Source organism: Pseudomonas syringae (genome assembly GCF_001698815.1).
Lineage (GTDB): Bacteria > Pseudomonadota > Gammaproteobacteria > Pseudomonadales > Pseudomonadaceae > Aquipseudomonas > Aquipseudomonas syringae_A.
In genome coordinates this window covers 175788-190168 of the sequence record NZ_LGSI01000074.1, presented here as the reverse complement: position 1 = coordinate 190168, position 14381 = coordinate 175788, and the positions used below count along the sequence as shown (strand labels likewise).

General features: G+C 58.8%; 15 protein-coding genes. 6 read left to right on the top strand and 9 right to left on the bottom strand.

Features of this window, described 5'->3' with window-relative positions; translation table 11 throughout:
* Position 1 precedes the first annotated feature (1 nt).
* The 4 genes from AFK24_RS29070 to AFK24_RS29055 all read left to right on the top strand — a co-directional run bounded on the left by AFK24_RS29070 (position 2) and on the right by AFK24_RS29055 (position 5542).
* The gene (locus AFK24_RS29070) at positions 2 to 1585 is read left to right on the top strand and encodes an ABC transporter ATP-binding protein (RefSeq protein ID WP_065836537.1); all 1584 of its coding nucleotides are present in this window, start codon (positions 2 to 4) and stop codon (positions 1583 to 1585) included.
* A 51-nt stretch (positions 1586 to 1636) separates the two neighbouring features.
* Entirely contained in the window at positions 1637 to 3049 is a 1413-nt protein-coding gene (locus AFK24_RS29065; protein ID WP_065836536.1) for a sigma-54 interaction domain-containing protein, read from the top strand.
* 320 nt (positions 3050 to 3369) lie between these two features.
* Entirely contained in the window at positions 3370 to 4761 is a 1392-nt protein-coding gene (locus AFK24_RS29060) for a GntP family permease (protein ID WP_065836535.1), read from the top strand.
* A gap of 10 nt (positions 4762 to 4771) precedes the next feature.
* Positions 4772 to 5542 carry a 3-hydroxybutyrate dehydrogenase gene (locus tag AFK24_RS29055; RefSeq protein WP_065836534.1) on the top strand — a complete coding sequence of 257 codons (771 nt, stop codon included), beginning with the start codon at positions 4772 to 4774 and terminating at the stop codon, positions 5540 to 5542.
* 1 nt (position 5543) lies between these two features.
* Here AFK24_RS29055 and AFK24_RS29050 read toward each other — a convergent pair whose 3' ends face one another.
* Positions 5544 to 6719, bottom strand: a complete 1176-nt coding sequence (locus AFK24_RS29050; protein ID WP_065836533.1) for a PilT/PilU family type 4a pilus ATPase — start codon at positions 6717 to 6719, stop codon at positions 5544 to 5546.
* 201 nt (positions 6720 to 6920) lie between these two features.
* Here AFK24_RS29050 and AFK24_RS29045 point away from each other — a divergent pair, with 201 nt between their 5' ends.
* Positions 6921 to 7196: a peptidylprolyl isomerase gene (locus AFK24_RS29045; protein ID WP_065836532.1), complete on the top strand. Its 276-nt coding sequence runs from the start codon at positions 6921 to 6923 to the stop codon at positions 7194 to 7196.
* A 5-nt stretch (positions 7197 to 7201) separates the two neighbouring features.
* Here the strand turns inward: AFK24_RS29045 and AFK24_RS29040 are convergent, their stop codons facing one another.
* From AFK24_RS29040 to AFK24_RS29005, 8 genes are all read right to left on the bottom strand, one after another.
* A complete protein-coding gene (locus AFK24_RS29040) occupies positions 7202 to 8146 on the bottom strand; it encodes a sugar kinase (protein ID WP_065836531.1) in 945 nt (314 codons plus the stop codon).
* A gap of 19 nt (positions 8147 to 8165) precedes the next feature.
* Positions 8166 to 9371, bottom strand: coding sequence for an amino acid deaminase (locus tag AFK24_RS29035; protein WP_065836530.1), 1206 nt, complete (start codon positions 9369 to 9371; stop codon positions 8166 to 8168).
* 17 nt (positions 9372 to 9388) lie between these two features.
* Positions 9389 to 10153, bottom strand: coding sequence for an IclR family transcriptional regulator (locus AFK24_RS29030; RefSeq protein WP_065836529.1), 765 nt, complete (start codon positions 10151 to 10153; stop codon positions 9389 to 9391).
* 105 nt (positions 10154 to 10258) lie between these two features.
* Complete coding sequence (locus tag AFK24_RS29025; RefSeq protein ID WP_065836528.1) at positions 10259 to 10645, bottom strand: RidA family protein; 387 nt, start codon at positions 10643 to 10645, stop codon at positions 10259 to 10261.
* A 31-nt stretch (positions 10646 to 10676) separates the two neighbouring features.
* On the bottom strand, positions 10677 to 11468 hold the full coding sequence (locus AFK24_RS29020) for an amino acid ABC transporter ATP-binding protein (protein WP_065836527.1): 792 nt from the start codon (positions 11466 to 11468) through the stop codon (positions 10677 to 10679).
* The gene (locus tag AFK24_RS29015) at positions 11465 to 12127 is read right to left on the bottom strand and encodes an amino acid ABC transporter permease (protein WP_065836526.1); all 663 of its coding nucleotides are present in this window, start codon (positions 12125 to 12127) and stop codon (positions 11465 to 11467) included. The genes AFK24_RS29020 and AFK24_RS29015 overlap by 4 nt, the downstream gene beginning before the upstream one ends.
* A gap of 12 nt (positions 12128 to 12139) precedes the next feature.
* On the bottom strand, positions 12140 to 12802 hold the full coding sequence (locus AFK24_RS29010) for an amino acid ABC transporter permease (protein WP_065836525.1): 663 nt from the start codon (positions 12800 to 12802) through the stop codon (positions 12140 to 12142).
* Between the two features lie 63 nt (positions 12803 to 12865).
* The gene (locus AFK24_RS29005; RefSeq protein ID WP_065836524.1) at positions 12866 to 13717 is read right to left on the bottom strand and encodes a transporter substrate-binding domain-containing protein; all 852 of its coding nucleotides are present in this window, start codon (positions 13715 to 13717) and stop codon (positions 12866 to 12868) included.
* A 322-nt stretch (positions 13718 to 14039) separates the two neighbouring features.
* Here AFK24_RS29005 and AFK24_RS29000 point away from each other — a divergent pair, with 322 nt between their 5' ends.
* Complete coding sequence (locus AFK24_RS29000) at positions 14040 to 14369, top strand: DUF6388 family protein (RefSeq protein ID WP_065836523.1); 330 nt, start codon at positions 14040 to 14042, stop codon at positions 14367 to 14369.
* The last annotated feature ends 12 nt before the right edge of the window (positions 14370 to 14381 follow it).

The following is a 14381-nucleotide window of genomic DNA, read 5'->3' as shown; positions in this document are numbered from 1 at the left end:
AATGACAGACAACCTGATCGAAATCCGTGACCTCAGCGTCGCGTTCAATGGCCAGACCGTGGTAAAGAACCTGTGTCTGGATGTCCGCGCCGGTGAATGCCTGGCGTTGGTCGGCGAGTCGGGATCGGGCAAATCGGTAACGGCGCACTCCATCCTGCAATTACTGCCCACCAGCGGCACGGTCAGCACCGGCAGTATTCTTTATCGCGGACAGCAACTGCTCGGCGCCGACAGTAAAACGCTGCGCCAACTGCGCGGCAATCAGATCGCCATGATCTTTCAGGAGCCGATGACCTCGCTCAACCCGTTGCATACGGTGTCCAAACAGATCGGCGAAACCTTGTTGCTGCACAAAGGCTTGAGTGGCCGCGCGGCGCAAAAGCGTATCCTCGAACTGCTTGAACTGGTGGGCATTCAGCACCCACAAAAGCGCCTCAAGGCTTACCCTCACGAACTCTCCGGCGGACAACGGCAACGGGTGATGATCGCCATGGCGTTGGCTTGCGAGCCAGAACTGTTGATTGCCGACGAACCGACCACCGCGCTGGATGTAACGGTGCAGCGCAAAATCCTCTTGTTGCTCAAGGAGCTGCAACAGCGCCTGAACATGTCGCTGCTGTTGATCAGCCATGACTTGAACCTTGTGCACAGCGTGGCCCAGCGGGTTTGCGTGATGCGTGCCGGGGAAATCGTCGAGCAGTCCAATTGCCAGACGCTGTTCAAAGCACCGCAACATCCGTACAGCAAACTGTTACTCGATGCCGAACCCGCTGGCGAACCGCTGCCGCGCGATAGCCGTGAAAAAGTCCTGCAAGTCGACAATCTGCGCGTGTGGTTTTCCCTGGGCGGCGGCATCCTGCGTCGGCACAAGGAATACCTCAAGGCGGTGGATGACATCAGCTTGAGCATCGAGCGGGGTAAAACCCTTGGAATCGTTGGTGAGTCTGGCTCGGGAAAATCGACACTTGGTCAGGCAATCCTGCGCTTGCTGGAATCGCGTGGCAGTATTCGTTTTCAGGGCCAGGCACTGGACGGACTCACTCAGAAGCAGATGCGCCCTTGGCGCAAACAGATGCAGGTGGTGTTTCAGGACCCTTACGGCAGTCTCAGCCCGCGCATGTCGGTGGCGCAGATCATCAGCGAAGGTCTTGAAGTCCATAGCGAGCTTGATCCGCTGCAATGTGAAGTCGAGGTGATTCGGGTACTGGAAGAGGTCGGGATCGATCCGCAAAGCCGTCATCGCTACCCCCACGAGTTTTCCGGAGGGCAGCGTCAGCGTATCGCCATCGCCCGAGCCCTGGTGCTCAAGCCCGCTTTGATTCTGCTGGACGAGCCGACTTCGGCGCTGGACCGAACGGTACAGAAACAGGTGGTGGCGTTATTGCGCCAGTTACAGGAAAAACACGGACTGACTTATCTGTTTATCAGTCATGACCTTGCAGTGGTCAGGGCGCTCGCCCATGACCTGATTGTGGTCAAGGACGGCAAAGTGGTGGAACGTGGCGCCAGCCATGATGTATTCGATGCGCCTCAGCACCCTTACACCAAGGAATTGCTGGCAGCGGCGCATCCGGGTTTCAATTAAAAACGGGCATTCTGTGCGGCCAGACGCCGGATACAAACAACGGAACACCCCATGAAAGACAGCGACAGCCTCCACGATTATCGGCGGGTACGACAACTGGCGATCCGTTCGCTGTTTGAAATCATCGAGCAATCCAGCGAAGGCACTGTGATCGTCGACAAGGACGCGCGCATTGTCTGGATCAACGAACGCTACGCGCGGCGTTTCGGCCTTGAAGACCCCAGCGCGGCGCTGGGCCAACCCTGTGAAAAGGTCATCCCCGGCAGCCTGTTGCGACAGGTCGCAACCAATGGCCGCCCGATTCTGCTGGACATGATGGACACCGCCAAAGACCCGTTGGTGGTCATGCGCTTGCCCATTCACGATGTTTCCGGCGATCTGATCGGCGCCATCGGTTTTGCCTTGTTCGATGAGTTGCACGCCCTGACGCCGCTGCTCAAGCGCTACCTGAGCATGCAGGAAGAACTGGCCTCCACTCGCTCGCTGTTGCGGGCGCGTCAGGCCAAATACAGTTTCGCCCATTTCATCGGCACCAGTGCGGCCAGCCTGGAGGTCAAGCGTCGAGCCCGGCGTAGCGCCGGTGCCGACTCGCCAGTGTTGTTGCTCGGCGAGACCGGCACTGGCAAAGAGCTGCTTGCCCATGCGATCCACAGCGCGTCACCTCGGGCGCATAAAGCCTTTGTCAGCATCAACAGCGCGGCGATCCCGGAAACCTTGCTGGAGGCCGAGTTCTTCGGCACCGCGCCGGGGGCCTTCACCGGCGCGGATCGTAAAGGCCGACCGGGCAAGCTGCAAATTGCCCAGGGCGGTACATTGTTTCTCGATGAAATCGGCGACATGCCGCTCGCGCTGCAAAGCAAGCTGCTCAGGGTGTTGCAGGAGAAGGAATACGAGCCGGTAGGCTCCAACGACGTCATTCAGAGCGATATTCGCCTGATTGCCGCCACCTCGATTGATCTCGAAGCGGCCATCAAGCGCGGGGAGTTTCGCGCCGACCTGTATTACCGCTTGAGCGTTCTGCCGATTCGGGTTCCACCCTTGCGGGAGCGCCTGGACGATTTACCGTCCCTCAGTGAAGCGATTCTTGAGGAGTTGCACAGCCAGCACGAACTGGACAGCGGCGCATTGAACTTGCTCGCGCAGCACGCCTGGCCTGGAAATATCCGGGAACTGCGCAATGTGCTGGAACGCGCCGCCTTGCTCAGCGATGAACTGGTGCTCAATGCCCGAGATATTCGCGCTGCAATTGGTCAGATCATTCCCTTGCGTCCCTGCTTTAGCGCCGCAGGGCCATCGGCTTTCGAGACGTTCAGCCAGGCACGCCAGCGGTTCGATCGGCAATTGATCGAACAGGCCTTGATGAATTGTTCGGGCAGTGTGGTTGAAGCTGCCAACCAGTTGGGCCTGGGCCGTTCCACGCTGTACAAGAAAATGGCCGCCTTGGGGATTGCCGAGTCTCAGTAAGGAGACTTGATCTCCTTATTGAGACTTCGGCCGAACCCAGCCTTCGCGAAGTGTTCACTGACATTCCAGCCAGTCAGGGCGGAATCTTGCTCACTATTTGTCTCTTTATAGAGACCGGAATAGTCGACCTCATACGCTATTTCGTAAATTATCGATATAAAACAATTACTTAGCGATATGGCATGAAACCCGCTATACCCATTACGCGGCCCTCGCCGCTGCCGAAAACAATAACAATATGCCGACCGGATTCAGCGATCCATGCAGAGCGCCCTCGGCAGCCTCTGAGTTCGTTGTAGTCCCAGGCCAGGAGACACTCAATGAGTGTGATCATTGCCTTGGCAGCCCTCGCGCTGTTGATGCTCGCTGCGTACCGTGGTTATAGCGTTATCCTGTTCGCCCCCATCGCCGCCATGGGTGCGGTATTACTCACCGACCCTTCGGCCGTAGCTCCAGCGTTTACCGGGGTGTTCATGGACAAGATGGTCGGCTTCGTCAAGTTGTACTTCCCTGTGTTCCTGTTAGGCGCCGTGTTCGGCAAGCTCATCGAGCTGTCTGGCTTTTCCCGGGCCATCGTTGCCGCTGCCATCGGGGTTCTCGGTACTCGGCAAGCGATGCTGGTGATCGTGCTGGTCTGCGCATTGCTCACCTACGGCGGCGTTTCGCTGTTCGTGGTGGTGTTCGCGGTCTATCCGTTTGCTGCAGAAATGTTTCGCCAGAGCGATATTCCCAAACGGCTGATACCGGCGACCATCGCGCTCGGCGCGTTTTCCTTCACCATGGACGCCCTGCCCGGCACCCCGCAGATCCAGAACATCATCCCCACGACCTTCTTCAACACCACCGCATGGGCTGCGCCCTGGCTAGGTTTGATCGGCACGATTTTCGTGTTTTGCGCCGGCATGCTCTATCTGCAGCGTCAGCGCAACAAAGCGCAAAAGGCCGGCGAAGGTTATGGCATTGAACTGCGCAACGAGCCGGAAACCGCCGAAGACATCAAGCTGCCGCATCCGCTGATTGCCCTGTCGCCACTGCTTCTGGTGGGCTTGGCGAACCTGTTGTTCACCTGGTGGATTCCCCAGCTGTATGGCAAAACCCACACCCTGGCACTGCCGGGCATGGCTACGCCGATCCAGACCGAGATCGCCAAACTGACCGCGATCTGGGCAGTGGAAGCCGCGCTGCTGATGGGCATCCTGATGGTGCTGGTGTGTGGCTTCGCGGCGATACGCAGTCGTCTGGCCGAAGGCAGCAAAAGCGCGGTCAGTGGCGCGTTGCTCGCCGCCATGAACACTGCATCGGAATATGGCTTCGGCGCGGTCATCGCCTCGTTGCCAGGCTTTCTGGTGCTGGCGGGCTGGCTGAAAAGCATTCCCAACCCGCTGGTCAACGAAGCAATCACCGTCACCTTGCTCGCGGGCATTACCGGGTCGGCTTCGGGTGGCATGAGCATCGCATTGGCGGCCATGTCCGAGAGTTTCATCAATGCCGCCCACGCCGCCAATATCCCGCTGGAAGTGCTGCACCGCGTGGCTTCCATGGCCAGTGGCGGCATGGACACCCTGCCGCACAACGGCGCGGTGATCACCTTGCTGGCGGTCACGGGCCTTACGCACCGCGAAGCGTATCGGGATATTTTCGGCATCACCATTATCAAGACCCTGGCCGTGTTCGTCGTCATCGGCACGTTCTACGCCACGGGCATCGTTTGAGGAACACAACATGAGTCTGCAAGGTAAAACGGCACTGGTCACCGGTTCCACCAGCGGCATTGGCCTGGGTATCGCCATGAGTCTGGCCAAGGCTGGCGCGAACCTGATCCTCAACGGCTTCGGCGATGTCACTGCGGTGATCGCCGAGGTCGAACAATTCGGCGGCAAGGTGGGCCATCATCCGGCAGACGTCAGCAAACCCGAACAGATCGCGGACATGGTTGCCTACGCGCAGCGTGAGTTCGGCGGCGTCGACATTCTGGTCAACAATGCCGGGATACAACACGTCGATTCTGTGGAGGATTTCCCGATTGAACGCTGGGACTCGATCATTGCGATCAACTTGTCCTCGGTGTTCCACAGCACTCGCCTGTGCCTGCCAGGCATGCGCGACAAAGACTGGGGGCGCATCGTCAATATCGCGTCGGTGCACGGGCTTGTCGGCTCCACCGGCAAAGCCGCCTACGTCGCCGCCAAACATGGCGTTATCGGCCTGACCAAAGTCGTGGGCCTGGAAACCGCGACCAGCAACATTACCTGTAACGCCATCTGCCCCGGCTGGGTATTGACCCCGCTGGTGCAGCAGCAAATCGATGATCGTGCCGCAGCCAGCGGTGACGCGCAGCAGGCCAGGCACGATCTGCTGGCCGAAAAACAACCGTCGCTGGAGTTCGTCACACCGTCACAGCTCGGTGAGCTGGTGCTGTTCCTGTGCAGCGACGCCGCCATTCAAGTGCGCGGCGCGGCGTGGAATGTCGACGGTGGCTGGCTGGCGCGCTGAGTCAGGCGCCCGGTTTGCCTTCGTTACGCTCATCCACCAATCCCCAATCCGCCACCTTGACGCTGACTGCCGGCGTCGGTGGCGGTGGTGGCGTGGTCAGTTGACCGGTAACGCCGCCTTCCCCATGCAGCTTGAGGCGCAGGCGCACGTTGTTCAGTGAGTCGGCGTGCTTGAGCGCCTCTTCTTCGCTGATGACCCCCTCGATCGCCAACTCGTAAAGTGCGGTATCAAAGGTCTGCATGCCCAGGCCGCCGGACTTTTCCATGATGCCTTTGAGTTCGTTCAGCTCATTGCGCTGGATCAGGTCGCGAATGGTCGGCGTGCCCATCATCACCTCTACCGCCGCGCGACGCTTGCCGTCGGTGGTCCTGACCAGCCGCTGGGAGACGAACGCCTTGAGGTTGTTGCCCAGATCGTGAAGCAGTTGGTGGCGACGCTCTTCAGGGAAGAAGTTGATGATGCGGTCCAGCGCCTGGTTGGCATTGTTGGCGTGCAGCGTTGAAATCGCCAAATGGCCGGTGTCGGCGAATGCCAGGGCATGCTCCATGGTTTCCCGGTCGCGGATCTCACCGATGAGAATCACGTCCGGTGCCTGGCGCAGGGTATTTTTCAAGGCGGAATGGAAACTGCGCGTGTCGACGCCCACTTCGCGCTGATTGATGATCGATTTTTTGTGGCGATGGATGAACTCCACCGGATCTTCAATAGTGATGATGTGGCCGCTGGCGTGGCGATTGCGGTAATCGATCAGCGCCGCCAATGACGTCGACTTGCCCGAGCCCGTGCCGCCTACAAACAGCACCAGCCCGTGTTTTTCCATGATCACATCGAGCAGCACCGGCGGCAGGAACAGATCCTCGAAGCGCGGAATATCCAGTTTGATGTTGCGCGCCACGATGGAAACTTCGTTGCGTTGCATGAAAATGTTGATCCGGAACCGGCCGATACCGGCCATGGAAACCGCCAGGTTCATCTCCAGCTCACGATGGAATTCCAGCTTTTGCTCGGCATCCATGATGCCTTGCGCAACAGCGGCAATTTCACCCGGCTTCAGGGTTTCGGTGCCCAACGGCTTGAGTACGCCGTTGAACTTGGCGCACGGCGGCGCACCGGTGGAAAGATAAAGGTCCGATCCATCCTGGCTGGCCAGAATCTTCAACAACGCCGGAAAATCCATAATCAGCACCGCACGAAATAAGGTAAATGAGGATGGGTCACTTGCATGCGACGCTTGCCCCGAACAACAGTTCATCGATAGAAGGGGTGTAGCTTGGCCGCAGAAGGCTACCGGACGCAATCACTGATGCGTCAGGTTTCGAAAAACCGTTTCGCTTGATGTGTGATAATGACCGCCGTTTTTTCTTCAGGCGTCCGTCACATGAAAGCCCAAGCCCGTCACATTCTGGTGAAGACCGCCGAAGAGGCCGAGCAACTCAAGGTGCGTATCGACAAGGGTGAAGCCTTCGATGTACTGGCAAAAAAACACTCGACCTGCCCGTCCGGCAAGCGCGGCGGCGATCTGGGTGAAGTCAGACCCGGCCAAATGGTGGGAGCCATCGACCAGGTCATTTTCAAAAAGCCGTTGCGCGTGGTGCATGGCCCGATCAAAAGCAAGTTCGGGTATCACCTGGTCCAGGTCTTTTATCGGGATTGAGCGGATCAGAGACTCGGCATGACGCTCGCGGGAACCAACGCCCCAGGATGCTGAATCACCAGACTGGCCAAATGATGCCCTGCATTGGCCGCTTCCACTGGGCTCGCGCCGCGCAGGCGCATCACCAGATAACCTGCGCTGAATGAATCTCCCGCCGCCGTGGTGTCCACCACCCGGCTGACCGGATGCGCAGCCACTTCGAAGCGCTCGCCGCCCGATTCCACCAGACAACTCCGCGCACCGCGCTTGACCACCACTTCACTGATGCCCAGTTCGCGATAGGCCGTCAGCAGCGCTTCGCTGTCGGCATAACCGTACAGCGCCTGCTCGTCGTCCTCGGTCAAGAGTGCCAGATCAACGCAGGCCATGCAGGCGCGATACGCCTCACGCGCCTGATCGACATTTTCCCACAAGCGCGGTCGATAATTGTTGTCGAACACCACCCGAACGCCCCGCGCCCGAACTTGCGCAAGCCTGGACAGCAACCGCTCGCGGCCATGCTCGCCGAGCACCGCCAGGGTTATGCCGCTGAGGTACACAACGTCGTAGTTTTGCAGCTCGTTGAGGATGGCGTCGGACTCGGGGGTGTTGAAGCAATCGCGCACCGCCGCCTCGTTGCGCCAATACAGAAAACGCCGCTCGCCATTGGCATCGGTCTGGATGCAATACAAACCCGGCAAACGCCCCGGCAGGCGCTGCACCTTGCTCAAGCCAATGCCTTCCTGTTCCCAGACGCGGCACATGGCGTCGCTGAAGCTGTCGTCGCCCAGCGCGGTGACATAGTCCACCTGAGCAGTGCGCCCCAACAGGCGCGCGATATACACCGCCGTATTCAGCGTATCGCCGCCAAAACTCTGTTGCAGGCTGCCGTTAGCGTGCTGTTGCAACTCGATCATGCACTCGCCGATCAGGGCGATGCGCGGATGACTGTGGCTGACCAGTTCGCTCATGTTCAGGTTCTCCCGGTCATCAAAAGCAGGTATCGAAGGTTTCGATGACTTGCAGTTGTTCATCGACCAGGCAACCGTTGCGCCACTTATCGAAGGTCAGGCATGGATGCGAAGTGCCGAAGGAAATGATATCGCCAACCTTCAGCTCGCAACCGGGCGCAATGGTCATGAACGCGTGCTGGTCCATTACCGCTGTGACCTTGCAGGCGCTAACGTCATCGCCGTGGGCGGGCAACTCGCCAGCCTTGTAGCGCTTGATTGGATTGGGCAGGCCTGCGTCAAAAGCCACATCACGCTTACCCATGGCGACCACGGCAAAGCCCGGTTCAGGCAGCGATTGCACATGCGCCCAGACTTCCAGGGCCGGACGCAACCCTTCCGTCAGTTCGCTGCGCCGGTCGAGTACGCAGCATTGCGCGTCTTTGTAAATACCGTGGTCATGCACCACGTAACTGCCGGGACGCAGCACGCCGAGAAAACGTTCGCGCACCTGACGTTCGTCGAACGCCTCGGCGATCAAGTCGTACCAGGCCGAGCCGGATGCCGTGACAATCGGTCGATCCAGGGCAAAAGCGCCTTTGTCCTGCAGCTCCACGGCCAGTCGTACCAGCGACGCGGCAAAGGCGCGGATGTCATTAACCGCCTTATCGCCATGGATCACACCTTCGTAACCCTCGATACCGGTCAACGCCAGAGACGGTTGCGCCGCGATGGCATCGGCGAGGTCCAGAACCTCCTGCTCAGTTCGACAGCCGCAGCGCCCGCCCGGCACGCCGTATTCGATCATCACGTTCAGGCGCAGCCCCCGCGACGCGAAAAACTCGCCTAGCGCCGCGACGTTATCCGGGTGATCAACCATGCAGTGGAAATCGAACATCGAGTCGCCGAGCAAATCAGCGATCAGCGCCATGTTCGGCGTGCCGACCAGTTGGTTGGCCATCAGCACCCGCCGCACGCCATGGGCATACGCAGCATGGGTCTGCACGGCCGTGGCCAGGGTCATGCCCCACGCGCCCTCCTCCAGCTGGCGCCGAAACAAGGCCGGGACCATGCTGGTCTTGCCATGGGGCGCCAGTTCCGCGCCGCTGTTGCTGACGAATGCCTGCATCCAGCGAATGTTGTGGTCCAGCGCCTCGCGGTGGATGACCAGCGCGGGAAGGCTGACGTCGCGAACCAGATGATCGCCCGGCGCGGCGGCGCCCTTTTCTACCACTGCAATGCCCATGAGAATTCTCCAGGGTTTTATTCGTTGATTCGGCGAGCGAGGCCATTGGCACTGGCAATCAGCACTCGACGATAGTCGTTGTAATTGTTTTTCGCGTCGGCCCGAGGCGCGACGATACACAGCGTGGCAATGCACACACCCTTGTCGTCTTTGACGGGAGCCGCAAAGCAATGGGTGAAGGTGTCGGCGACGCTGTCGAAGGAAAAGAAACCCTCCTGCCCGGCCTGACGGATCTCGGCCAGAAACCTGTCCATGGGCAGGCGCTCACCGTCCGGCAGGATGAAATCCTCCGGATCGATCAGATCGGCAATTTCCTGGTCGCTCAGATGGCACAGCAAAAGCCGGCCCGACGCGGTCCAGGGAATCGGCGCGTTTTCGCCAATGTCAGAGGAAATGCGAAAATGCCGTTCACCCTCTTTCATCAGCGCCACGGTGTACTTGCGGCCATTGAGCAGGCACATCTGCGCCGTTTCCCGGGTCTGGCTGACGATGTCAGTCAAACAGCTCTCCGCTTCCCGGGTGAAATCAAAATGCCGCAGGTGCGCCTGACCAAGAAAGTACAACTGCCGCCCCAGGTAGACATGACCTTCCTTGCCGACCGCTTCGAGAATGCGCCGCTCAAGCAGTGAGCCGACCAGTTCATAGACCGTCGATTTCGGGCTGCCGATGCCACTGGCGATTTCATTGGGGCGCAGTGGCGTGCCCTTTTCCTTGAGGAAATCAAGAATATCGAACGCCCGGTCCAGGCCGCGGGCCCTGCGTTTGATCGTATCTTCACTCATGTTTGGCTCGTCCGTGGCGCATTCAAGCGCAGTAAAAGGTGAAGCAGTCTCAAGCCACGAGCTTCAAGCTGCAAGGATCGCAACATCCGCCTGCAACTTTGCGCTTCACTTTTTCTTGTAAGCAATACAATCGATCTCGACCTTGCAATCAACCATCATACTGGCCTGCACACAGGCGCGAGCCGGGGCGTGTTCGGGGGTGAAGTATTCGCCGAAGACTTTATTGAAACTCCAGAAGTCGCGCGGATCTTCCAGCCACACGCCAACGCGCACCACGTCTTCGAGGCCATAACCGGCTTCGGTGAGAATCGCTACCAGGTTGTCCATGGTCTTGCGGGTCTGTTCGACAATGCCGCCGACGATGATTTCGCCATCTTCGGCCGGCACCTGGCCGGACACATGCAGCCAGCCATCAGCCTCGACGGCGCGAGCAAAGGGGCGCGGCTGACCGCCACCGGCGACGCTGCCTGCGCCGTAACGAGTAATACTCATGATGTTTCTCCTTTCTTGACGTGGTTATTACTTAAAAGCGGATGTTCTTCAGGAATTCGCCCAGGCGCGCCGACTTTGGCTGCTCGAACAATTGCTTGGGCGGACCTTGCTCCTCGATGCGTCCCTGGTTCATGAACACGATCTGATCCGATACTTCGTAAGCAAAGCGCATTTCATGGGTCACCAGCAGCATGGTCATGCCATCTTCCGCCAGGCCCTTGATGACGCTGAGCACTTCGCCGACCAGTTCCGGATCGAGTGCCGACGTCACTTCATCGAACAACATCAGGCTGGGATTCATCGCGATGGCGCGGGCAATCGCCACGCGCTGCTGCTGACCGCCGGAAAGCTGCCCCGGGAAGTGATTGCGCCGCTCCAGCAGACCGACGCGATCCAGCCATTTTTCGGCCAGCGCCACGGCCTGATCCTTGGGTAGCTTCTTGACCTTGAGCAAGCCCAGCGTCACGTTCTGCAACGCGCTCAGGTGCGGGAACAGGTTGAACTGCTGGAACGCCATGCCGGTCATTGCCCGATGGCTGGCAATGACTTTTTCCGGGTGCCGCACGCGCTTGCCGTTGATGTCGCTATAACCGATGTCCTGGCCTTCAAGGCGAATATGTCCGCCCTGAAACTCTTCGAGCAGATTGACGCAACGCAGCAGCGTGGTCTTGCCGGAGCCACTGGAGCCGATCAGCGTCACCACGTTGCCCTTTTGCATGCGCAGATCCACGCCTTTGAGCACTTCTACGGCGCCGTAGGATTTATGCAGCCCTTCGATGCTCAGCAACGCTGGCTCGTTGATCGCTGTTTGAGTCTGTGTCATGGCAAGGCCACCCGTTTTTCGATTTGCCGTCCAAGAAGCTCGATGGCGTAGTTGATGACGAAGAAGAGAAAACCAGCGAACAGATAAAACTCCAGGGTCATGAAAGTCCGGGCGATCACCTGTTGAGTACTGAGCAGCAGTTCGGCTACGCCGATCACCGACAGCAGCGTCGAGGCCTTGACGATCTCGGTGGACGAGTTCACCCAAGTCGGCAAAATCTGCCGCAATGCCTGAGGCAACAGCACGTACATCAAGGACTGGGGAAATGTCAGCCCGATGGCTTTGCCGGCTTCCAGTTGACCTCGCGCAATGGCCTGCAATGCGCCGCGCACGATTTCCGCGACGTGGGAACCGCAGAACAGTGTCAGGCCCAGAGCCCCGGCCTGGAACGCGGTAATGGGCCAGCCCAGTGCGGGTGCCATGTAAAACACCGCCAGCACCAGCACGAACACCGGCGTGCCGCGAATCAGATCGACATAGATGCGAAACGGCAGCCGCGCCCAGATATTGCCGTAGGTCAGGATCAGCCCGGCAAACACCCCGATGACGGTGCCGCAGACGATGGCCAGCGCCGAGCACTGCACGCTGGTCAGGAACCCGGCCCACAAGGTTTCCCGGGCAATCCACAATTCATGCAGCCAGGAAGGTTGTTCGTACATGAGTCAGGCCTCCTAGCGGCGAATGGCCAAGCGTTGTTCGAGGTAGCGCAAGAGCATGGCAATTACATAACAGGCCACCACATACAGTCCGGTGGTGACCAGCCAGGTTTCAATGACCCGATAACTCTCGACATTGATCTTGCGCGCGTAATACGTCAGTTCCGGCACCGCGATGGCAGCCGCCAGCGACGTGTCCTTGAACAGCGAAATGAAGTTATTGGACAAGGCTGGCAACACATTGCGCAGCATGACCGGCACAACGATGTAAGCCTTGACCTGCCATTCACCAAGACCGATTGCCAGGCCAGCTTCACGCTGGCCTTTGTGAATGCTCAACAACCCTGCGCGGAACACTTCGGTCAGGTAAGCCCCGGCATACAGCGACAGGGTCACGATGAACGACGCCAGTTTGTCCAGGCGGATGCCCAGGCCTGGCAGCGCGAAGTAGATCAGCAGGATCAGCACCAGAATCGGCGTGTTGCGGATCACCGTTATATACACCGAAGCGACAACGCGCAGCGCGCGATACCGGGACAGCAACGCGAACGCCGTCATCAGGCCGATCACGCAACCGATGGCGATGGAAATCAGGGCCAGTTCCAGCCCCAATCCCAGGCCCGCCAGCAGGCTGGGAAAATCACGCCAGACCGCTGCAAAATTCAATTGATAATTCATGGTCAGCAATACCTGGAACGGGACGACTGCCTTGTCATCCCTGCCCCGTCAGTCAGGTTCTGATTACTTGTATTCCATCGGAAAGCCAATCGACGGCGTTGGCAGATCCACCCCAAACCACTGCTTGAACGACGCCGCATACGTCGGGAACTCAACACCGGTCATGGCTTCATGCAGGGCGGTATTGACGAAGTTCAGCCAATCCTGATCGCCGCGCTTGACCGCACAGGCGTAGGTTTGCGGACTCCAGGCAAAAGCCGGCGAGCGATAACGGCCAGGGTTTTGCACCATCAGGTATTTCACCGAGGACTGATCGGTGGCAGCTGCATCGGCACGCCCGGAATTGATCGCCTGGTACATCAAATCAACGCTGTCGTATTGATCGACCTTGGCTTGCGGCAATGCCTGGTGCACCAGTTCTTCGGCATACACGTTTTGCAGGACGGCGACGATGACGCCGGTCCCGGCCGATTTCAGGTCGTCGATTTCCTTGTACTTGCTGTTGGTCGGCAGCAGGAGCGCCACGCCTTCGCGGTAATACGGCAGCGTGAATGCCACTTGCTGGGCGCGACTGGCGGTAACAGTGATGAACTGGCAGCTGATATCAACCTTGTCGGTCAGCAGGTTGGGAATTCGCGCGTCCGAGGACTGCACAACGAATTCGACTTTGCTTGGGTCATTGAACAACCCTTTGGCAATGATGCGGCCGATGTCGATATCAAAGCCCTGCAACTTGCCGTCCGCGCCCTGAAAGTGCCAAGGCGCATTGGTGCTGCCTGTGCCCACTACCAGCTTGCCGCGCTGCAACACGCTGTCCAGTTTGCTGGCATCCGCTGCTTGCGCCGCGCCAACCAGCACGGCCATCGTCGCAACGACACATGCACACGTTTTTAAAGAGAAAAGTCCGCTACCCATGACAAGAACTCCACTGAAGAATGAGCTTGTTCCGCTATAGCGGAACTCAGTATGTAACAACGGAATTGACAGCAGGAAGTGTGCCACGGCTGGCGATGAAAAAACATGGGTAGAGAAATTCCATCGGGATCATGGAGATAGCTTCGTGAAGCAGCTGCTGGATGCAGTTACCATGCGCAATTGATTTGCTACTGTTGGCAACACCCGGGTAGCAAGGCCTCAATGCAGTGCACGACGCGCTACAACAGCACACGACACTGATCCGCCTTGGCTGAACGACGCTTGCTCCCGGTTTCCGCGATTTGCCTCTTTTGGAGCCTGCATGACTCAAACCGAACATCCACACCAGATTGCCCTGACCCGATTCCTCGCTGCTCATCCGCAACTTCAGGATGAACTCGAACACCTCAATCCTCTTGCCGCTCAGGCAGCAGGCGTCACCGCGCAGCAATATCGTGAAGAGCGCCTGCACGAAGCCTTCGAGGAAGAGGCCCAGCGCCTGGGTTTCTTCGCCTGGGAATTGACCTTGCAACTCACAGCCGAGTCGCCTGAAGAATTCGAGAGTCAGCGTCGCGAGGTTCACAAGGAAGTTGCCGAAATGGCCGGCATGGAATGGTCGCAATACTGCGAACTGCACGGGATCGAGCCCTGAAGCGATGCAACG

What these genes read in the sequence shown, in the direction of transcription:
- AFK24_RS29030 (WP_065836529.1), bottom strand. Translation starts at nt 10,153, where the DNA reads ATGAGTGAAGATACGATCAAACGCAGGGCCCGCGGCCTGGACCGGGCG.
- AFK24_RS29010 (WP_065836525.1), bottom strand. Translation starts at nt 12,802, where the DNA reads ATGAATTATCAATTGAATTTTGCAGCGGTCTGGCGTGATTTTCCCAGC.
- AFK24_RS29050 (WP_065836533.1), bottom strand. Translation starts at nt 6,719, where the DNA reads ATGGATTTTCCGGCGTTGTTGAAGATTCTGGCCAGCCAGGATGGATCG.
- AFK24_RS29005 (WP_065836524.1), bottom strand. Translation starts at nt 13,717, where the DNA reads ATGGGTAGCGGACTTTTCTCTTTAAAAACGTGTGCATGTGTCGTTGCG.
- AFK24_RS29025 (WP_065836528.1), bottom strand. Translation starts at nt 10,645, where the DNA reads ATGAGTATTACTCGTTACGGCGCAGGCAGCGTCGCCGGTGGCGGTCAG.
- AFK24_RS29020 (WP_065836527.1), bottom strand. Translation starts at nt 11,468, where the DNA reads ATGACACAGACTCAAACAGCGATCAACGAGCCAGCGTTGCTGAGCATC.
- AFK24_RS29035 (WP_065836530.1), bottom strand. Translation starts at nt 9,371, where the DNA reads ATGGGCATTGCAGTGGTAGAAAAGGGCGCCGCCGCGCCGGGCGATCAT.
- AFK24_RS29040 (WP_065836531.1), bottom strand. Translation starts at nt 8,146, where the DNA reads ATGAGCGAACTGGTCAGCCACAGTCATCCGCGCATCGCCCTGATCGGC.
- AFK24_RS29000 (WP_065836523.1), top strand. Translation starts at nt 14,040, where the DNA reads ATGACTCAAACCGAACATCCACACCAGATTGCCCTGACCCGATTCCTC.
- AFK24_RS29070 (WP_065836537.1), top strand. Translation starts at nt 2, where the DNA reads ATGACAGACAACCTGATCGAAATCCGTGACCTCAGCGTCGCGTTCAAT.
- AFK24_RS29060 (WP_065836535.1), top strand. Translation starts at nt 3,370, where the DNA reads ATGAGTGTGATCATTGCCTTGGCAGCCCTCGCGCTGTTGATGCTCGCT.
- AFK24_RS29055 (WP_065836534.1), top strand. Translation starts at nt 4,772, where the DNA reads ATGAGTCTGCAAGGTAAAACGGCACTGGTCACCGGTTCCACCAGCGGC.
- AFK24_RS29045 (WP_065836532.1), top strand. Translation starts at nt 6,921, where the DNA reads ATGAAAGCCCAAGCCCGTCACATTCTGGTGAAGACCGCCGAAGAGGCC.
- AFK24_RS29015 (WP_065836526.1), bottom strand. Translation starts at nt 12,127, where the DNA reads ATGTACGAACAACCTTCCTGGCTGCATGAATTGTGGATTGCCCGGGAA.
- AFK24_RS29065 (WP_065836536.1), top strand. Translation starts at nt 1,637, where the DNA reads ATGAAAGACAGCGACAGCCTCCACGATTATCGGCGGGTACGACAACTG.